The organism is Aeromonas salmonicida subsp. salmonicida (assembly GCF_001643305.1).
In the GTDB taxonomy this organism is placed as follows: Bacteria; Pseudomonadota; Gammaproteobacteria; order Enterobacterales; family Aeromonadaceae; genus Aeromonas; species Aeromonas salmonicida.
In genome coordinates, this window is the sequence record NZ_LSGW01000039.1 from 18,075 (window position 1) to 37,697 (window position 19,623).

A 19,623-nucleotide genomic window follows, 5' to 3' on the forward strand; every position below is an offset into this window, starting at 1 on the left:
CAGACCCCCTCAACAGAAAGCGCAAACTTGCTGCAATTTTTATCACTCAGAAGGATTTGCAGCATGACTCTCCCAATCCGCAAGACACTGCTCGCCGCCGTTGTTGGCCTGACCCTCTCCCCCATGGCCATGGCCCTGCCGCAGGTTCATATCCTGGCGACCGGTGGCACCATAGCCGGTGCGGGACAGTCCGCCACCCAGTCCAACTATGAAGCTGGCAAGGTGGCTATCGAAACCCTGATCGCCGCCGTGCCCGAGATGAAGAACGTGGCCGACGTGCAGGGCGAGCAGGTGGTCAAGATCGGCTCCCAGGACATGAACGACGAGGTGTGGCTCAAGCTGGCCAAGCGGGTCAACGAGCTGCTAGCCAAGGATGACGTGGATGGCATCGTCATCACCCACGGCACCGACACCATGGAAGAGGCCGCCTACTTCCTCAACCTCACCGTCAAGAGCGACAAGCCGGTGGTGCTGGTCGGCGCCATGCGCCCCTCCACCGCCATGAGTGCCGATGGCCCGCTGAATCTGTATAACGCCGTGGTTACCGCCTCTGACCCCAGCTCCAAGGGCCGTGGTGTCATGGTCGCCATGAACGACACAGTGCTGGATGCCCGCGACGTCACCAAGACCAACACCACAGGGGTGCAGACCTTCGCCGCCCCCAACTTCGGCCCGCTGGGTTACATCCACAACGGCAAGATCGATTACCAGCGCAGCCCGGCCCGCCTGCACACCAGCAAGACGCCGTTCGATGTGAGCAAGCTCGACAAGCTGCCGCAAGTGGGCATCGTTTACAGCTATGCCAACGCCACCGATCTGCCAGCCAAGGCCATGGTGGATGCCAATTTTGACGGTATCGTCAGCGCTGGCGTGGGCAACGGCAACCTCTACCACACACTGTTCGATACCCTGGCCAAGGCGAGCAAGGACGGCATCCGCGTGGTGCGTTCCGCCCGCGTACCGACCGGCGCCACCACCCTGGATGCCGAGATCGACGATGCCAAGTACGGCTTCGTGGCCGCCGGCACCCTGAACCCGCAGAAGGCGCGCATCCTGCTGATGCTCTCCCTGACCCAGAGCAAGGATCCGGCCCAGATCCAGCGCTGGTTCCAGCAGTTCTGATCCCGGAGCTCAGCATCAGCTGAGATATTTTGATGACAATAAAAAGGGCAGGATGGAATCCTGCCCTTTCTCATGGCGTCACGCTCATGAACCCCATATCTCGTCAGCCCACCACCAACCAGCCACAGAAACCGAGATAGACCAGCCCAACCCAGGCCAGCCTGCCCGCCGTCATCTGCGCACGGCTGAAGCCCCACCACAGCAGCACTACCGCCAGCAGGGTCACCAGCGAGGAGACCATCATGGTGCTGTCGAGCAACCAAGGGGTAAACAGCAGGCAGAATGCCTTGGGGATCGTGCCCTGGATCATCATGGCGCCTGAGATGTTGGCCAGCGCCAGCCGGCTCTTGCCCTGCCGCACCCAGATCAGCACGTTCATCAGCTCCGGCATCTCGGTCGCCACCGGGCTCAGCAGCAAGGCCGCCAATACGGGGGAGAGACCAAACAGCTCGCCCATGCTCTCCAGCTGGTGCACAAACAGCTGGGCAGCCAGCGCCACCACCACCAGCGCCACCAGGGTCTGCAACAGCACCTTGCCGAGTGCCGGGATCTCGGCCTCGGGATCCAGCTTGAGGGGCTCGGGTAACTCGACCTCGTGGCTGTCGGTCTGCTTCAGCTCGCGCCGCACATAGACCAGATAAACCAGCACGAACAGCGGCGCCAGCCAAGCCTTGCCGGTGAAGACCACCATGCCGAGGGCAACAGCCACCAGGAAGATACCGACAAACCAGGCTTGATCCCGACCTATCTCGCGCTGCACCTCGCCGTCGATGACGCGATGGGCACGGCTCATGCACAGCAACAGGGTCACGCCGACGGCGGCATAGCCTATGGTGGAGAGTACAAGAGGGCCACCGAGGGCGGCGCCAATCCCAATCTGTTGCTGGGCAGGCGCATCCCCCATCAGCAGGGCGGTCAGGGTGACGATGCATTCGGGCAAGGCCGTACCTAGGGCTGCCAGCAGGGAGCCGGTGGCACTCTGGGAGAACTTGAAGTGATGGCCGGTCCATTCGATACCATTGACGAAATATTCGCAGGCAAGGTAGATGGTGACGGCAGAGAGCAGAAATAACAGCAGGGTGATCAACATAATAGGCAACCGCCAGGCGAGCAGAACAACCGATGGACCCGATACGGCTCGCCCGGCTGGCTTGCGTATCGAGGCCAAAGGTCTTGCAGAGCGATAGATGCTATCGCCGCCCATGCCATGGATCGGAAGATCCAAGAATGTTGACATGAGCCCTGCCCGGATCACGGGCGGGTTGCTACTCCCCAATGACAGTGCGGGCTTTTTACCAAACCGGTGGCCAGCTCACAAGGTAAACTAATGACCATTAGCTCAGTAAGTTGTAAGAGAATGTAACTCGCCACTCGGTCAGTACCCTCGATTTCTCCGTCCGGATCTCCACTCTTTCCCCTGGCATCCACGCCTTGGCACAACGATTGCTGTGAGTTGATTACTGTCCACAATAGTTTGGGAAGGATGAACGATGAAACGGTGGATCCAACATTTTTATCAACTGAACCGCCTCAACTGGCTCATGGTCTGGTTGTTACTCTGCTGCAGCATCATATTGCTGTTTCCGGCCGGTCTGATGAAAGGTGCAGTCAGCCAGTGGGCCACGCTCCACGCAGCCTGGCTCGGGGTCGGCATGCTGATCGCCATCTCCTACTTCTGCAGTCAGGCATTTCTGATCGCCTGGGAGTGGGCCTGTGAAGAGTGGCAGTCCCGCCGCCAACAGGATCTGCTGGCCCAGATGATTGCTTTCCTCGACTTCAACGAGAAAGCGGTACTGCGCGAGTTCGTGCTGCAACGCAAAAGCGTCATAAATTTGCCGATCACCGAGCCTGCCGTCAAAAACCTGATGGATGCCGGCGTACTCACCTACGCCTATGGCAAGCCGGTACGGGAGAAAGAGGACGAGAACCAGATCCGGGCACTGATGATTGCCCTGCCGGCACGGCCGCTGCTCACCTACAAGGTGCTGGGCTTCTCCCGCGGCAAGATGAGCGACGAGCAGGTGGAGCAGATCATGAGCGCCAGACCCAAATTCGCCCAGAAGGGGTTCCAGCGTTAACTTGCTGCTATCTTTCAAATAAAAGAGCCGGACTGTGTCCGGCTCTTTGCTATCTGTTATATCTGTTTGTTTTTATTCGGTCCTGGCTTTCAAGTAACCAGCATAATCCGGGATCTGTACGCTGAATGCCTGCCGCATATGGGGGCAGTCCATGATGAAATCTGCGGTCGCCTCGTTGGTGGCAACTGGAATGTTCCATACCGCAGCGAGGCGCAACAGCGCTTTCACGTCCGGATCGTGGGGCACCGCATTGAGGGGATCCCAGAAGAAGATCAGCACGTCTATCTTGCCTTCGGCAATCAGGGCCCCGAGCTGCTGGTCACCGCCCATGGGGCCGGAGAAGAGGCAGGTAATGAGCAGTTGCGCCTGCTTGCCGAGCATGGTGCCCGTGGTGCCGGTCGCATAGAGATGGTGGAGCTTGAGCTCCTCCTTGCGGCGCATCACCCAGTTCAGCAAAGGGGTCTTCATGTTGTCGTGAGCCACCAGCGCCACCCGCTTGTGGGGGGCCATCTCACGTGCAATCAGTTCCATGTAAATCATCCGTAGCATTGTGATGGAAATAGAGCCGTATCCTAATCGAAAGCGGCGCCCGCTGCCTTGCCGGGCGCCGTAACTGTGATCACTTCGACTGTTCAATCCACTGCCGGTTCTTCTGCTCAAGCACAGAGATGGGCAACATGCCGTATTCCAGTACATGGTGGTGGAAGGCCTTGAGGTCAAACTGGCTGCCAAGGTCCTGCTCGGCGGACTCCCGCATCCGGATCAGCGCCAGCTGACCCGCCTTGTAAGACGTGGCCTGACCGGTATAGGCCATGTAGCGCGGCACCTCTGATCCTATGTCTCCCGCCCCCAACGCCGAATTCTCCTGCATGTAATTGACGGCCTTGTCGTGGCTCCAGCCATACCAGTGAATGCCGGTATCCACCACCAGCCGCATGGCCCTGAGCATCTCCTCGTTGAGGCGCCCGAAATACTGCAGCTGGTTGTTGAACGCAGACGAGCCCTCGACCTTCACATCCCCCACGGCCGGATCGTAGAGACCGTGCCCCTGATAGAGCCCCATGTCGTGATCCGCCAGGTATTCGGTGTAGAGTGCCCAGCCCTCCGCATAGGCGGTATAGGAAGCGTTCGCCACATACTGCGGGAAGTCGGGATCCTTGGCCGCCAGCTCCTGGGCTATGGTGATCTGGAAGTGGTGGCCAGGCGCCGCCTCATGGGCCAGCAGGGTGCTGATGTTCCAGCTCTGCAAACCATAGGGATAGTAGGTATTGAGGAAGAACTGCCCCTTGCGCCCGGTCTGCGGGTTGCCGTCCTGATACCAGGCAACGCCGCCATAGGGCGCATCCTCATAGGAAACGGGCACCACCTCGTAATCCAGTTTGGGGATGGTGCGCTCGGCATCGAAGAAATCCGGCAACACCAGCGCTGCCTTGCTCTTGAAGGCGTTGTACTCCCGCAGTGCCCGCTCATGTTCGGCCAGCGCCTGCTGTTGTGGCTCACTCAGCGCCGCCCCTGCCGCATTGCTCGGATTCAAACCGGCAGACCAGACAGCCAGCGGATTCTGGTAGAAGAAGGCAGGCTCGTTGAGATAACGGAAGAAGTCATAGATCTGGCCGCTTTGCTTGCTCTGGGCCACCTCCTCGCTGTCGCACTTGCCGACGGTATGACACACCTTGACCATGGCGCCGAAGATCCGCTCCACCTCGCTCAGCCCCAGCGCATGCACCTGCTCCGGCGTCATCTCGGTGGTGGTGTGCTTCTTCAGCAACCAGCGATACCAGTCACGGCCATTGGTCATCCCGCAGAAGCCATCGTCACACTCACCGCTGCCAAGACGCACTGCATAAGCGCCGCCATGCTGATAATCCAGATAGTCCCGCAGCGCCAGATAGCGGCCGTTGATGCTGTCCAGCACCGCCTTGTAATCGGTGCGCAGTGCCTCGTCGGCCTCCCCTGGCAGCTGTTGCCAGCCGAGGTAGGCACCGGAGATGGCTTCACCGTCCAGCTTGCTGTCGAGCTGGGCCAGCAGCCTGTCCACCAGCTCATTCGGCAAAGTGTTGCCCTGGGCGCTGCCAAGCTCGAACTGATGCTTCACTTCGGCCAGATAGGCGTCGTAGGCCTTGAGCCAGGTGAGGTGTTCCTGATACCAGGCCAGCGGTGCCGTCACCGCCTTCGCCCGCGTGGCTACAACCGTCCCCGCAGGTGTACGGTCCAGATCACGCCGCCAGGCTGCATCTCCCGGCGCGACTCGCTCGGCCGAGCTCTGCTCGAAGTAATCGAAGCCGCTGCTGATTGTGCGGGCGGCCTTGCTGCTGGCGGGCGCAGCCCCGACCTCATCGGCCAGATCCACCACCCGATTGCGGAAGTGATGGATCGGGATCTGGGATTGAGGCAGCTCGTAGCCCGCCAGGTTGATCTGCAAATCCCAGCGGATCATGTCGTAAAACAGTCGGTCCCGCTCGCTCAACACGCTCGGATCCATGGCATCCAGCCGGGTGAGCAGCGAACCGTCAAGCGCCTTGCGCTGGGCGATCCTTGGCGCATCAATGGCAAATCCGTAAGGGTCCAGAGCCTGACTCGCACGCTGAGCCTCGTCCATGATTTGCATCAGGGATGCCTTGGTAGCGGCGGGATCCGCCGGCGCGTTGGAGCTGTTGTCATTGCAGGCAGCGAGAGAGAGTGCGATGGCGCAAGCCAGCGCAAGCTTGTTGGGCAAGAAGTGCATGGTGTAGTCCTTTAACCTGTTGTTATTGTGTGCCCCCGATAGGGGTTCCAATAGTGCACATCTGCTCAACATATTTTTGCGACCTGACTAACAAAAATAAGCTTATTTTTCATATGGATAAACCGGATGAAAAGCTATGCAATGGATATGAAAAAACCCGCCTTGGCGGGTTTTTAAGTCAGCTTTTCATGCCATAACTATTCAGGATGAGCCGTGATGCAGCTGTGACTGCTGATAGTTCTCCAGCCCGATGCGATCGATGAGATCTAGCTGGGTCTCCAGCCAGTCCACGTGCTCCTCTTCATCTTCCAGAATGTCCTGGAACAGGTCACGGCTGATATAGTCCTGCACCGACTCGGCATAGGCGATGGCCACTTTCAGGTCGGGGATGGCGTCCATCTCCAGCGACAAATCACAGCGCAACATCTCCTCCACCGTCTCACCGATGCGCAGCTTGCCCAAGTCCTGCAAGTTGGGCAGCCCTTCCAGAAACAACACCCGTTTGACCAGCTCGTCGGCGTGCTTCATTTCATCGATAGACTCGTGATACTCCTTGTGCCCGAGCGCCTTGAGGCCCCAGTCATCGTAGATGCGGGCATGCAGGAAGTATTGGTTGATGGCAATCAGCTCATTGGCCAGCACCTTGTTGAGGTGGGCAATGATCTTGGGATCTCCTTTCATCGACTCTGCTCCTTGGTTCGTGCCTGAGGCTTCGATCGTTAGAGCTTAGTCCAGAAAAGTGACAACAAAAGGTCTGGCGAGCCAGCTCGCCTGAAAGGAAGGGTGACCCTACTGCCGGGTCGGGTTGGAAAACGCCTGGTCTTGGTCAGGCCACTTCGTAGTAGAGCGGGGCCGTTTCCAGCTCTGCCTTGTCGAGTTCGGCGGCGATGATCTCCATGGTCATGCGCACACACTTGCCACACTGGGCACCTACCTCCAGCGACTGTTTGAGTTGACGAAACTCGCTCTTGCCTGCCTGTACCGCCTTGCGGATCTGGGTATCTGTGATGCCACGGCACAAACAGACGTACATTGTGTTTACCTCATGCTGGAATGCCATGAAATCTAAATGAGAATGGTTCGTAGTGCAAATAACAATTAGGAATAAGATCCCCCGCTTGCCAGCCATCAGCCCCTTGGGGACAATGCCTCCGTCACAGAGGAAAACATCATGCTCAAGAAACTGTTCACAGCGCTGTTCGGGGGCCAACCAGCCCAAGTCGTCGACGTCACTCCCACCGAATACGCCGGTTATCTCATCTATCCAGAGCCCATGGCGGAAGGGGGCCAGTACCGGTTGGCGGGCCGCATCACCAAGGAGCTGGATGGTGTGCTGCAAACCCATCGATTTATCCGATCCGATCTGTTTGCCAACCCTGCCGATGCTGAACGTTTCATGGTGCAAAAAGCCCATACCTTTATCGACCAGACAGGGGATCGCATGTTTGAACCTCGCGTCAAAGCGGGCGACAGTTCAGCCTCATGAGCCCTGCCGAGGTGAAAGCCCTGCGCCAGACCCTCGCCCATGCTGGCGAGCGGCGACTGATCTGGCTGGAAGGGGATGAGGCTGATTGCATCGTCCGTGCCGAAGCGCTGCTGGGCGGCGTCATCTATTGGCTAGGAGAAGGTCCGGCCTGCCATGGGCCCGTTCCCGCCGCCAAGGCGCTGCAACGGCTGGGTCAGGAGTGCGACACGCTGGTGTTCAACGCTTTCAGCGGCTTTCATCCCGACGCCTTCGGCGCCCTGGCGGGCACACTGCGGGCGGGCGGCCTGCTGCTGCTGCTGACGCCACCCAGAGAGCTGTGGCCAGCATGGCCGGATCCCGATCGGATCAGATTGGTGGCACAGCCGGAGGAGGCAAGCCGGGCGGGTCACGGCTTTATCGCCCGGCTGGTGCGGCTGCTGACAGGCGATCCTGCACTCTCCCTGCTACCGCCCACCAGCCCACAGCCTTGGCAACCGATAGGTGCCGAACGGCCATTGAGTGACGATCAGGCTCTTGCTCTGCCCGCCATCCAAAGGGTGCTGCACGGCCATCGCCGCCGTCCCCTGGTGCTGAGCGCCGATCGGGGACGTGGCAAGAGCAGCCTGCTGGGCCTCGCCGCCGCTGGGCTGCTGCGCCAGCAACCCGACCTGAAGATAGTGGTGACGGCACCCTCTCAGGCCACTGTCGCCACCCTGTTCGCCCACGCAGCCCGGGCGCTCGATACCACCCAAGAGCAGCTTGTGGGCCTCGAGTTCTGTTCACCGGATCGACTGGTACATGAGGCGCTGCAACCCGATCTGTTGCTGGTGGATGAAGCCGCCGCCATCCCAACGCCGCTGCTGGAGGCCATGCTGGCCCGCCACAGTCGCATCGTCTTCGCCACCACCGAGCACGGTTACGAGGGGACGGGACGCGGCTTTCACCTGCGTTTCAAGCGAGTGCTTGACCGCCAGACGCCGGATTGGCAGGAGATCCACCTGGCCGAGCCCATCCGCTGGAGCACTCGCGACCCGCTGGAACCGCTGGTGTTTCGCCTCCTTGGCCTCAATACCGAGGTAGATGCTCCCCAACCGCCGACCAACCCGAGCTGGCGGCTGATCGGGCAAGGGACGCTGGCCGCCGATGAGGCACTGCTGAATCAAGTATTCGGCCTGCTGGTGCTGGCCCACTACCAGACCACGCCGAGCGACCTGAGATCTCTGCTGGAGAGTCCGGATCTCGACATCCACCTGCTGGAACAGGCGCAGAGCCTGCTGGGGGTCGCGCTGGTAGCGCGGGAGGGCAATATCGCCCCCGAACTCGCCGAGGCTATCTGGGCGGGCCGACGACGCCCGCGCGGCCATCTGCTGCCCCAGTCCCTGCTTGCCCACGCCGGTTTCAAAACAGCCGGGGGACGCAGCTACGCCCGGGTGATGCGCATCGCCATCCACCCGACGCTGCATCGCCACGGGCTCGGCTCACGACTGCTCGGCCAGCTGGAGGACTACTACCGGGAGGAAGGGCTCGACTATCTCGGCTCCGCTTTCTCGGCCAGCGCCGACTTGTTGCCCTTCTGGCGCAAGGCCGGGCTGGTGACATTGCGCATCGGTTTGCAGCGGGATGCCGCCAGCGGCAACCATGCCGCCCTGCTGCTCAAGGCGTTAAAACCCGAGTGGCAAGCCGAGCTGGACCTGTGGCGCCAGCGCTTCGTACAACAGCTACCTACCCTGCTGGCCGGGGAGTTGAAAGAGCTGGATCCCGAACTGGTGTGGCAATGTGTGAAGGGACAAGAGCTGGCCGTGCCTGAGCTGGATGAGTTTGAACAGGATGAGCTTGATTGCTTCGCCCATCACCATAAGCCGTTCGAGCTGTGCCAATCCACTCTACAGCGCTGGCTGACAGGCAATCTGCCGCGACTGGCCTCCCTGACGCCAAGCGAATGCCAGCTGCTGATCGCCACCATCTGGCAATATGCGGACTGGAGTCGACTGGCTGCCAGGCTGCAACTGGCGGGCAAGCCAGCCATCATCAAGGCGCTGCGAGCCCTGCTGGCTCGCCTGCTGGATGCCCCTACCACTCGATAGTCTTGCCCTGCCAGTCGAGATAGCTGAGTTCGCCGTCAGGCATCAGCCGATCCATCAAACTCACCAGATGATGAGCGACCTGCTCTGGCGTCTGCAAGCTGCCGGCCGGCACATTGGCGTGAAACGGGCGCGAGAGCTGGGTATCCACAGTGCCCGGATGAAACGCAAGCAGCTTGACGCCCGGGGCACGCCGGGCGAGCTCGATGGACGCGCACTTGAGCAACATATTGAGAGCGGCCTTGGCAGCACGATAGCCATACCAACCACCAGCGCGGTTGTCGCCAATGCTGCCGACTCGAGCACTGAGTACAGCCAGGGTGCAGGGTGAGGTGCCAAACAGCGAGAGCAACTGGTTGATCCAGCGCAGCGGCAGCAAGGCATTGGTCTGGTAGAGGCGGGTCATGGCCTCGACATTGAGCGCTTCCAACCGTTTTTCTGGCTTGATCTCCCCCTGATGCAAGACGCCATTACAGATCACCAGATGGCGCAAACCAGGTGCCAGTCCGGCAATATGGCTGACGCAGTGGCTCATCTGCTGGTCGCTGTAATCGCAGGGCAGCCAATGCAAGCGGGGATCATCAAACCCGACGGGAGCTTGCTGTCGGCTGACCGCAATGACTGGGTTGGCTCCTGCCGCCAGCCAGTGCGCCACCAGTGCCTGCCCGATTCCGCCCCCTGCCCCTATCACAACCACAGCCTCTGCCATGCTCCGCTCCTGTTTGTGGTGAGTGTGATGGTCTTCTCCATCGCATCTTTGTTTCCCTGTTAAGCTGTTACGTGCCTTCCTACTTGCGGGATCAAGCAGTTATGAGGGTTATGTTGTGTGGATCTCTCCGGTGTGGACGGATCCATTCCTATACTGAGGGAAAACCGCAGCCGGTGCTGCCAGCGCAACCAGAAGCACGAGAGTCGCCATGATGTCCAAAAACGGGGAAGAGCGTAAATCCATCCTGACCGAGAGCGGGACCAACGAGCTCGAAATCATCGAGTTTCATCTCAAGAAGCATCTGCCCGATGGCAGGGAGAAGATTGCCTATTACGGTATCAACGTCGCCAAGGTGCGCGAGGTGATCCGGGTACCGGAAACTACCGACTACCCCAATGCCCAGCGCCACATGGTCGGGGTCTTCTCGCTGCGTGAACGGCTGATCCCCCTGGTGGATCTGGCGGGCTGGCTCGGGATCCGCACCAACCCGGACAACAGCAACAAAGTGGTTATCGTCACCGACTTCAACAAGATGGCGAACGGTTTTCTCATCGACAGCGTCAGCAGGATCCATAGAGTCTCCTGGGAGGATGTGGAATCCCCCAGTCAGTTTCTGGAAGCGGGCGAGAATGACTGCGTGGTTGCCGTGGTCAGACGCGATGGCAACCTCATCATGATCCTCGACTTCGAGAAGATCATCGCCGACATCAACCCAGAGCTCAGCATGGAGAAATACGATGTGACCCAGGATCGCAAGGTCATCATCGACGATCGCATGATGGCACTGCGCCAGGCCAAGAGCATTCTGGTGGTCGACGACTCGGCCTTCATCCGCAAGATGATAGAAACAACGTTGCGCACCGCTGGCTACAACGTGGTGACGGCCAAGGACGGGGGAGAAGGACTGGAGATGCTGACGGAGTTTGACCGCCTGTCACAGGAGGAGAAGATACCAGTGTCCGAGTTTGTCAGCGGCATCATCACAGACGTCGAAATGCCCCGAATGGATGGCATGCACCTGCTCAAACGGCTGCGGGACACCCCCGCCTTCAAGACCACCCCCATCATAATGTTCTCGTCGCTGATGAGTGATGACAACCGCCAGAAGGCATTGCAGCTGGGGGCCAATGACACCATCACCAAACCCGAGCTGGGCCGCATGGTCGGCATGATGGATAACTTGCTGCTCGGCATCCCCATTCCCAAACCGGGCAATCTGTAATGTCGTCAGTCTGACCCTCAAGCAAGCGGGCGCCTCGGCGCCCTTGTTGTTGATGTTGTTCAGCAGCACCAGAGATAGCGCCCCTGAGCGGCTCATCCCATTTCGCGAGAGAACAACGAAAAGACAGAGCTTCCTTCTGGATCGAGATCCCATACCAATCGTTCACTGACGGGCTGCTTGTCATTCCAAATCCTTATTGGCCTTAAGATTTTGTAAATTTTCTTATTGCCATCGCCCAAGCAAGATGGCTCTCAAATTGAGTTTGATGTGGCTGATGCCATGCGCCATCGAGACATCAAATGTCGTCTCTATCAATGAATTCCCTGGAGTCGCTATGCCGTTGTTCAAGCCGTTAATCACCCCTGAAGTGACCGATATGGCTCCCGGATTCCGGGCCTTGAGTATCACTGTCCAGGCGGCTGCCATTGCAGACCCCGCTGTGGGGACGCGGGCTCTGGAACAAGCCTCCCTTGCCATGGCCAGAGAAGATGCACCCTGGGCCGATGCACACCTCTCTGCCTGGGCGGACCTCTTTAGAAAGTTTGGCGCCAAACCACAGCGCACTCCCTGCTCTGCCGAAGCCCTGAGAAAACGGGTAGCCCGTGATGGCAGCCTGCCGAGTATCGATCCTGTCGTTGACCTCTATAACGCCATCAGCATTGAGTACGCCATACCGGTAGGGGGCGAAAACCTGACTACCTATGAAGGGATGCCAAGGTTGGTAGTTGCCGATGGCAGCGAGCTATTCGACACAATGAAGGGCGGCGAAGTGGCTCATGAATCTCCAGAACCCGGCGAAGTGGTATGGCGGGATGACAAGGGGGTGACGTGCCGACGCTGGAACTGGAGACAGGGGGTCAGGACCAGGCTCAGTGTGGAGTCGAGCATGATGTGGTTCATTCTGGAGAGCTTGCCCGAAATGCCCCTGGAAGCTTTGCAAGCAGCCGGGAACAAGCTGATTGAAGGCATACAACAGATGATGCCCGGAGCCGTAATAGAACAAACCGTCATTGGCCATGTCGAGTGACTACAATGCCGGGCTGGCCATCTCGATGCTGTCCGCGTGATCGCAACGAGAAATGCAAAGAGGCTCCGAAGAGCCTCTTTATGTCATCTGAACCCGACTCAGCCCAGCAGCAGGTAGAGCTGATGGGCCGCCACACCGGCGCAGAGACCGCCGATGGTATGAGCCACTATGGCGCGGGAGGTGAGATGGCGATAACCGAGCGCATCCAGCATAGCGGTGTGAGTACTCAGAAAGCCGCTCCAGCACATGCCCATGGCGGTGAATACCGCCACCTCGTTGCCGGTGATCCAACCCTTGCCGATGAAAGGAGGCACCAGCGACATCGCGGCCCCGACCGCTCCCAGCGAAGTTACGGGGAAGGCCACCAGCTCGGCATGGGTAAAACCGAACAGCATCTCGAACAACCAGCCCACCTTGGCCGCCAGCACGGGCAGCAGTGCCACCCCCTGGAAGGCCTCACCGGTATAGCCCTTGTCGCCAGGACCAAAGGTCAGCAACATGACGAAGGTACTGATGATGAGCACACCCGGGATCACCGCCATGCCGAGCTCCACCCCGGACTTGCCACCATCGAGCAGGGCATTGAGCACCCGGAGCCAAGTGGGAGCAGCTTCCTGACTCAGCCCGGGCTTGGCGCCCACGCTCACCACTTCGTCATCAATCAGGGTCTCCCCCACCAGCGGCCTGATCATGCGCTGCATCAGCCGGGTCGAGACCACTGAGCCGATGAGGGCGCCGAGCAGACCTATCAAAGCCGCACTGGCAGTGGATTCACCGCTTGGCAGTTGCAGGGTGGCCATGAAGGTCACCACGATCAGCCCCATGCCAAAAGCCGTCCCGAAGTTGGTCAGAGACACCAGTTGCCAGGGGGTGAAGCCCTTGCGAAAGCGACTGTCTTTGGCGAGGCTGATCACCGCCGGGTTGTCGGAAAAGAACGTCATCAGAGCCGCCAGGGCGGTACGGCCCGGCAGACGGAAGATGGGCTTCATCAGTGGCGCCAGCAGCACCTCCAGCAGGCGGATCACCCCGAACTCACTGAGTAGCTGACTCAGCGCCCCGGATAGCACTGTAATCCCCATGATGAAGAGCACAGTATTGAGCAGCAGCTGATGGGCCGTATTGAACAGGGTGTTGACCAGGGCGGAGAGCCCCATCAGGCTGCCGAGGTAACCGAACAGGCTGCCCAGAATGGCCAGTACCAGTACCGGCTCCAGCCAGCGGCGAAGGGAGGTTTGCACTACATGTGAATCTTTAACTGCTTGATTTTCCATACCAATCCTGATGACTGTCTCTGTGTGAATCGTTGTTTTTATTATTGAACTCATGACGCCGTAGCCCTCGTCTCGCAACAAGGGCTACGGTGATATCCGGATGAACAGCCCGCCGAACTGGCGACTGAACTCAGGAGGAAACACCCGCTTGCCAGACAAGGCAGCACGGCAAACCGCCTCACGCCAGGGGGACGATAAACCCGGCACCCGGGAAAATTGAGGGGCGGGAGTATAACAACCGGGGCAAGTCAGCGAAAGAATACAGGCCTCCTCAGCCAGCATCACCATCTGCAACACCGGGAACATTCATACCCGAATGCAGTTCCCCTTCAACCACTTGCGCAATCGCCCGTTGGCATTGTGGTAGGGAGAAGCGGTATTGAACTGGATCATCCGCCCCAGGGTCCACTGCTCATACCAGGGGCGACCATACAGCTCATCGTCACTGCGCGTCACGATCAGCTCGACGATGCGGGCCTTGGCCGCCATCAGCCGGGTCAGCAGTGCCGGATAGGCCAGCCCCTCATAATCCCGATAGAACTTTTGGGCCAGCCTGCCCAGCTCGTTCCACTTAAAGCCCGTCTCGGGAAAATCTACCGGCAAGCCCGCCGTATCCCGCTCTATCCACTTGATCGCCAGCTCATTCCAGCCGATGAGGTAGGCCACCAGATTGGCCACGCTCATGGAGGTGCTCTTGCTGTGCCCCTCCATCACCCGCTCCTGCACCAGGCTCTCGGGTACCGCCTGCAAGGCCTTGAGCAGCTTGCCAAAATTCGTGTCGATGGCAAGCAGCAGCTCGGCCTTGTTGCTGGGGATCCCCATTACCTTCCTCCTTCATGCCTGCCACCCGGTCGGGGCATGGCGGTCGGCACCGTCATCAATACTGCTTGGTTTTCGACGCAAATCCCGCGAGGAACAGGCCGGTCAGAAACATGCCGCTGAAGGCTTCGATGGCCGACAGCAGCTGCAGCGGGGAAGAAGTCTGCGAAATGTCGCCGTAACCCAGGGTCACGAAGGTCACAATGCTGAAGTAGAGCGAGCGCCCCAGGTGGTGATAGGTGACAGAGGCGGGCGCCAGAAAATAGGTCAGGGTCGCCAGCAATATGACCACCATCGACATCAGCAGGCTTCTTATGGGCCGCTCGCCAAAGCCCCAGGTAATGAAGCTGACAAACTTGGAACCGCACTTCAAATAACAAAGCAGGGAGAGCCACCCTTTTCTCAGCGGGCCGCTGCGCAGCCAGCGTTCCTTGAACAGCTCCCTCGGGCTTGCCAGGGACTTCATCTCATGCAGCTTCTCATGGTAATAGCACTCACCGGCATCGACGGTATCCCCCACGCTGGAGAAGAGCCGCTTGGCGTTGCGGTACAACTTGCTGGCCTCGCTGTGATCGATCCGGCCGTTCTCGTTATAGGCCACCTGCACCTTGTCCAGATTGGTATGCTCCATGGTGGCGTCGAAGTTCTTGGCACGTACGTTGAAGTTTTTCAGCACAGCCCGGGAGGAGTGAAAACGGATCTCCTCGCACTCTATGGTGAAGTCCTGAAATACCCCGTCCTCCAGCGCCAGCTCCCGCTTCTTGGCCCAGGCCCTGTGATCCCACAGCAGGGAATCGAACAGATCGAGTCCGATCACACCGCCATTGACCCGTACGCCCTTGGCCGAGCAGTGCCACAGATAGACCTTGGAGTTATTGACGGCACCATCCAGCGAGAGCTCGTCGAGGCAGGTGAAATCGAGCAGCCGACCGGAGATGATGGGGCTCTTCAGCTCGACGCCGCCGATGTTGAGCAGGCGATGCTTGCCCAGCACCTGTGCTTCCCCCTTGTTGTTCTCGGAGACGGAGAGCAGGCTCTGCACCCGCTTCACCTCATCTTTGCCATGCTTGCCGGCCAGCCACATGCAATAGGGTTCAAAACGCATTTCCGAGCGGACGAGGCCGCTCTTGCGCAGCGATTCCAGCGCGCTCGAGGCGGTTTCATACAGCCTTATCTTGTCGTCGCTCATGTAGACGCAGAGGCTGAGCACGGATCGCGAGCTGATGAAACGAGCGATACCGATCTGGAAGATGACGCTTTTCTCTATTTTCTGCTCCGCCATCCAGTCGCTGAAATAGGGTAGCGAGGCCACCAGCAGATCCCAAATCAAGGGATAGTCATTCTCCCGGCGCCACTCGTTGAACTGTTCGGGAGAAAGCTGCCAAAGCTCGGTTGCATTCATACATTACCTCGATCACAAAGATGTCCCGCCCTCGCCAGATTGAGAGTCATGGTGCACAAAGCCCTGGCGGATACGGCGGGTCAGGCACAGGAAAAGCGGTGCGACAAACGCCCGGCACGTCACCATACTAGGCGAGAAACAGAAGGCAAGTCACTGACAGGGAAGGAATAAGAGGGGATGGATGCGACAGCTTGTCCCTCCGGTGCACACTTATTGCGCAACGCGTAGGTGACAATGGCCGTGGCAAACAGGCAAAAAAAGCCCAGCATTGCTGCTGGGCTTTTGTGTTGGCTCCTCCTGCTGGACTTGAACCAGCGACATACGGATTAACAGTCCATGTACCGGTTCAAATCAGCCAAAGGCATCCAATCTGATTGCCCACTTCAACCGAAGCCACACTCAACAGCCTCATGAGCCCAATCTGAGACTAGGCTGTGTTCTTAAAGTGATGAAGATATAATCTCACATCTTCTCAACAGCTTAAGACCTATGCAGTGTCCCGTCGTTACCAGTTGACCGATGCACAATGGGGACTTATCGAGCCCCTTTTTCCATACCACCGCATAAGCGGACGTCCTACTCGCGAGCCACGCCAAGTGCTCGATGGCATTCTCTGGATACTCCACACCGGTGCGCCTTGGCGAGATCTGCCAGAACGTTTCGGCCTATGGAGTTCGGTCTACAACACCTTTCGACGTTGGCAGAGTACAGGTCACATCGATGCCATCCTTGAAGCGCTGCAACTACATCTCAATGAAGCAGGGCTTATCGACTTCGACCTGTGGTGCATTGACGGCTCCAATGTCAGGGCATCCAAAGATGCTGCCGGAGCGCGTAAAAAAACACTCTTGTGAATCAAGCGCTTGGTCGCTCGCGTGGAGGTTTTGGCAGCAAAATTCACTTGGTCACTGATGGTAATGGTTTACCGCTGGGGTTCTGCCTTTCACCGGGGCAATCAGCGGAAATCAGATATGCGACAAGTGCGCTGGCCATGGCAAGGATACCGACCTCATCAGGCCGTTATCGCACGCGTCCAGCGCATCTTGCCGCAGATAAGGCCTATAGCAGCAGGGCTTTGCGGGCCGAACTCCGGCGCAGAAGGATAAAAGCAGTCATCCCGCAGCGCAGCGACCAGCAGCGGCACCATAAGGGACGTCCTCTGGTATTAGACAAAGCTCGTTATCGCAGGCGAAATGTGGTCGAGCGGTGCTTCGGATGGCTGAAGAAGTTTCGCCGATTCTCAACGAGATATGAAAAGCTGGCGGGAAGTTTTGCTGCTTTTATCAAGCTGGCTTTCTGCCTTCGTTACTTACGGGAGCTATTGGTGGACAGAAAACCAGCATTTTGAGAACACAGCCTAAACCAAGGGCAAAGCGCTCACTTCTTTGCCACCAAGCCCCATCATAAACATCAATAAATCAGAGTGAATAGTGCGCGTTTCTACCAACTGCACAGATACCTTAAAGTAGTTCGAGCAATCGGGTGCCGACACCCAACATTGATGGAGGAAACGGTCACTCTGTGGTGCCTTCCCCTCTGTTTCTTTTTAGCTTTTTCGGACCGATGATGAGATCTTACTGAACCAGTGCTCCGACAGCTTTTGAGCCTGTTTTACTTCCGGTTTGGTCATCGCAGCCTCCAGCTCGTCACGGGCCTGTACTGCTTCAGACATCCCTTCTGTGGCGGCCATGGACAACCAGGCGTAGGCATGTACTCGGTTGCGCGGCGCCCCCAGACCTTCCTCACGTAGTGTCCCCATCCGGTATTGGGCCATGCGGTCACCTTGTTGGGCTGCCAAGCGATACTGCTTGATAGCTTGTGCGTAATCCTCTTTGCCTCCTTGCCCCAAACGCAACATTTCGCCGTAAGCGTATTGCGCTGCAGTGTGTCCTTGTTGGGCAGCCTTCGCATAGCTAGCCCTCGCTTGCTCCAGTGCCCCTTGCTCATTCTGTAGTTCTGCCAGATCAAACCATGCCTTGGTGACGCCACCGTCAGCAGCCCGAGTTAACCAGTGGATCTGCTGCTCCTGGTCTACCTGCTGCAAACTCAGTTGATACTCGGCTTCGTGGGAACCGTGTCCGGCTGCCAGCTCCAGCCAGTAACGTCCCAAGGCTGGGTCGGCAGATACCTGTTCCCCCGCCAGATACGCCATCCCTAGCCAGAGTTCTGCCTCAGCAGAGCCTGCATTGGCTGCTCGTTGATAGGCCCTGAAAGCATCGGCAGGTGCGGCTTGTTTAGCTTGCAACAGCAAAGCATCAGGTTGCTGCTGAGCCGCAGCCTTGTCATTCCAGCGCAGGGCAATATCCGGCCGTTTGGCGACCCCTTGGCCTTGCGCATATCGCTCACCCAGAAGGTACTGGGCATCACGGTTACCCAGTTCTGCCGCCTTCTCGAGCCACTTGATGGCATCAGTATCTGCACCCGGTTGTTTGCTGTACCACTGGGCCAGCACCAACTGAGCGTCGGCATGATCTCGCTTGGCTGCCTGCTCGAACCAGTCGAGGCATTCACTAACAAGTTTGCCTCGATGCTGCTCCTGACACATCAGTCCCAGCCGATAGCTGGCATTGATGTTGCCAAGACGTGCCGAGCGCTGCCACCACTGTGTAGCGAGCGCAGGATTTCTGGGCTCACCGAGCCCGGCCTGATACCAGTCACCTACCTGCCATGCGGCGTTAGCGCGGATCTGCTGATCGGCAGCTAGGGGCCCTGACTGCTCAGCAGCCTGTTGCATCCAGTGCATGGCATTGGGGTAATCGGGCTGGTTTGCCAGACGTTTAGCCAGCTCATACTGGGCTCGGCCATCACCCTGCTTTGCGGCTTGGGATAACTCGGCGTCAGTGAGTGACGCTGTAGAAGTACAGGCTGCAAGCATGCTGACTGCTAGCGCCAACCATAAGGCTCGGTGTGTCATGGGAAAATTCTTCGCAGAGTGAAAATATATTGGATTAAGAGCTGCCAACTTACGGGATGTCTAATCATCCTTCTGCACAATCGGATGGCGGACATAAAGCTGGGCTTGAGGACCTCCAGCACCCGGCCACAGTCATCAAGCCGATAGCCCTGCGCCTCGCGCCCGCGCCGTTCGCCAATCAGGTTGCCTATCCGGTCGCAGCGGGATGTTGCCTCGGCATACGTTGGGCCTCACTTTGTTCAGCGCCAAACTATGGTTTAGCCCAATATTCGAGATATGATATTGAACTTCACTCATTATTCTATATAAATAAATCAGCCCCAATTCCATCGATAAGAAAACTAACTAAAGAGGGGGATATCCACTCAGCAGCGTTAATATCTAAATCACCAAACCCCACTTTATAAAGCCCAAAGCCCTCCTTACCGTTAGCATAAAAAACAACCTTGCCACCTTCATCATCACCGATAGCTATAGAGCCGGGAATATATTTTTGTATATTGTATGCCGAGTTCATTTCTATACAGCCTATCGCACTCCATATTCGTACATACGACTCATCAAGAATTAATATTTCCGCCTCAGTTAATTGAGTTATAAAATCTATATATTCTTGCGGTATATCAATGCCAGAGAAGTAATTATGAAGTGCAATGATATCATCGACTGTAGATGCAGGCTTATAAGCATCTAAACTATACCTTTCATTCAAGTTAAAAAAATTAGTGGTCATAAAAAATTAATCCTATCGTAGGGAACGTTTAGCTTATCTAAATAACTGATCCTAA

At 58.0% G+C, this 19,623-nt stretch carries 18 protein-coding genes and 1 riboswitch; of the genes, 7 read left to right on the forward strand and 11 right to left on the reverse strand.

Annotated features, from left to right (window positions below):
• Nucleotides 1-63 precede the first annotated feature (63 nt).
• Nucleotides 64-1,122, forward strand: coding sequence for an L-asparaginase 2 (gene ansB, locus AXW79_RS03060; RefSeq protein ID WP_005314059.1), 1,059 nt, complete (start codon nt 64-66; stop codon nt 1,120-1,122).
• Nucleotides 1,123-1,225: 103 nt separating this feature from the next.
• Here ansB and AXW79_RS03065 read toward each other — a convergent pair whose 3' ends face one another.
• Nucleotides 1,226-2,212 carry a sodium:calcium antiporter gene (locus tag AXW79_RS03065; RefSeq protein WP_005314061.1) on the reverse strand — a complete coding sequence of 329 codons (987 nt, stop codon included), beginning with the start codon at nt 2,210-2,212 and terminating at the stop codon, nt 1,226-1,228.
• Nucleotides 2,213-2,300: 88 nt separating this feature from the next.
• Nucleotides 2,301-2,408: riboswitch (yybP-ykoY riboswitch) on the reverse strand.
• 204 nt (nt 2,409-2,612) lie between these two features.
• Between AXW79_RS03065 and AXW79_RS03070 the strand changes: the two genes are divergently transcribed.
• Nucleotides 2,613-3,200 carry a superinfection exclusion B family protein gene (locus AXW79_RS03070; RefSeq protein ID WP_005314062.1) on the forward strand — a complete coding sequence of 196 codons (588 nt, stop codon included), beginning with the start codon at nt 2,613-2,615 and terminating at the stop codon, nt 3,198-3,200.
• Between the two features lie 72 nt (nt 3,201-3,272).
• On the opposite strand, the gene AXW79_RS03075 is transcribed toward AXW79_RS03070, so the two are convergent.
• The 4 genes from AXW79_RS03075 to AXW79_RS03090 form a co-directional block, all read right to left on the reverse strand.
• Nucleotides 3,273-3,731 carry a methylglyoxal synthase gene (locus AXW79_RS03075; protein ID WP_005314064.1) on the reverse strand — a complete coding sequence of 153 codons (459 nt, stop codon included), beginning with the start codon at nt 3,729-3,731 and terminating at the stop codon, nt 3,273-3,275.
• Nucleotides 3,732-3,819: 88 nt separating this feature from the next.
• Nucleotides 3,820-5,925: a DUF885 domain-containing protein gene (locus AXW79_RS03080; protein WP_005314066.1), complete on the reverse strand. Its 2,106-nt coding sequence runs from the start codon at nt 5,923-5,925 to the stop codon at nt 3,820-3,822.
• A gap of 201 nt (nt 5,926-6,126) precedes the next feature.
• Nucleotides 6,127-6,606: a bacterioferritin gene (bfr, locus tag AXW79_RS03085; protein ID WP_005314068.1), complete on the reverse strand. Its 480-nt coding sequence runs from the start codon at nt 6,604-6,606 to the stop codon at nt 6,127-6,129.
• A 145-nt stretch (nt 6,607-6,751) separates the two neighbouring features.
• Nucleotides 6,752-6,958: a bacterioferritin-associated ferredoxin gene (locus tag AXW79_RS03090; protein WP_005314070.1), complete on the reverse strand. Its 207-nt coding sequence runs from the start codon at nt 6,956-6,958 to the stop codon at nt 6,752-6,754.
• 138 nt (nt 6,959-7,096) lie between these two features.
• Between AXW79_RS03090 and AXW79_RS03095 the strand changes: the two genes are divergently transcribed.
• Together AXW79_RS03095 and AXW79_RS03100 are read left to right on the forward strand one after the other, a co-directional pair.
• Nucleotides 7,097-7,411, forward strand: coding sequence for an HlyU family transcriptional regulator (locus AXW79_RS03095; protein WP_005314072.1), 315 nt, complete (start codon nt 7,097-7,099; stop codon nt 7,409-7,411).
• Nucleotides 7,408-9,474 (forward strand): tRNA(Met) cytidine acetyltransferase TmcA, encoded by a 2,067-nt coding sequence (locus AXW79_RS03100; protein ID WP_005314076.1) that lies wholly within the window; start codon nt 7,408-7,410, stop codon nt 9,472-9,474. Before AXW79_RS03095 ends, AXW79_RS03100 begins: the two co-directional genes overlap by 4 nt.
• Here AXW79_RS03100 and AXW79_RS03105 read toward each other — a convergent pair.
• Entirely contained in the window at nt 9,461-10,180 is a 720-nt protein-coding gene (locus AXW79_RS03105) for an SDR family NAD(P)-dependent oxidoreductase (RefSeq protein WP_005314078.1), read from the reverse strand. The two genes, AXW79_RS03100 and AXW79_RS03105, sit on opposite strands and share 14 nt — an antisense overlap.
• 208 nt (nt 10,181-10,388) lie before the next feature.
• Here AXW79_RS03105 and AXW79_RS03110 point away from each other — a divergent pair, with 208 nt between their 5' ends.
• Nucleotides 10,389-11,402, forward strand: a complete 1,014-nt coding sequence (locus tag AXW79_RS03110; RefSeq protein WP_005314079.1) for a chemotaxis protein — start codon at nt 10,389-10,391, stop codon at nt 11,400-11,402.
• Between the two features lie 334 nt (nt 11,403-11,736).
• Nucleotides 11,737-12,429, forward strand: a complete 693-nt coding sequence (locus tag AXW79_RS03115) for a B3/B4 domain-containing protein (protein ID WP_005314081.1) — start codon at nt 11,737-11,739, stop codon at nt 12,427-12,429.
• Nucleotides 12,430-12,527: 98 nt separating this feature from the next.
• On the opposite strand, the gene AXW79_RS03120 is transcribed toward AXW79_RS03115, so the two are convergent.
• The 3 genes from AXW79_RS03120 to AXW79_RS03130 form a co-directional block, all read right to left on the reverse strand.
• On the reverse strand, nt 12,528-13,700 hold the full coding sequence (locus AXW79_RS03120) for a CD0519/CD1768 family membrane protein (protein ID WP_011898301.1): 1,173 nt from the start codon (nt 13,698-13,700) through the stop codon (nt 12,528-12,530).
• 306 nt (nt 13,701-14,006) lie between these two features.
• Nucleotides 14,007-14,522, reverse strand: coding sequence for a ClbS/DfsB family four-helix bundle protein (locus AXW79_RS03125; RefSeq protein ID WP_005314083.1), 516 nt, complete (start codon nt 14,520-14,522; stop codon nt 14,007-14,009).
• A 55-nt stretch (nt 14,523-14,577) separates the two neighbouring features.
• Nucleotides 14,578-15,921, reverse strand: coding sequence for a potassium channel family protein (locus tag AXW79_RS03130; RefSeq protein ID WP_005314084.1), 1,344 nt, complete (start codon nt 15,919-15,921; stop codon nt 14,578-14,580).
• A 494-nt stretch (nt 15,922-16,415) separates the two neighbouring features.
• On the opposite strand from AXW79_RS03130, the gene AXW79_RS22020 reads away from it, so the two are divergent.
• Nucleotides 16,416-17,269 (forward strand): IS5-like element ISAs34 family transposase gene (locus AXW79_RS22020; protein ID WP_076612011.1). Its coding sequence is split into 2 segments (ribosomal slippage): nt 16,416-16,758 and nt 16,758-17,269, totalling 855 coding nucleotides; the frame shifts between segments, so codons are not numbered across the junction.
• Nucleotides 17,270-17,467: 198 nt separating this feature from the next.
• Here the strand turns inward: AXW79_RS22020 and AXW79_RS03140 are convergent.
• A complete protein-coding gene (locus tag AXW79_RS03140; RefSeq protein ID WP_005314087.1) occupies nt 17,468-18,835 on the reverse strand; it encodes a tetratricopeptide repeat protein in 1,368 nt (455 codons plus the stop codon).
• Nucleotides 18,836-19,136: 301 nt separating this feature from the next.
• The gene (locus AXW79_RS03145; protein ID WP_005314088.1) at nt 19,137-19,568 is read right to left on the reverse strand and encodes an SMI1/KNR4 family protein; all 432 of its coding nucleotides are present in this window, start codon (nt 19,566-19,568) and stop codon (nt 19,137-19,139) included.
• Nucleotides 19,569-19,623 lie beyond the last annotated feature (55 nt).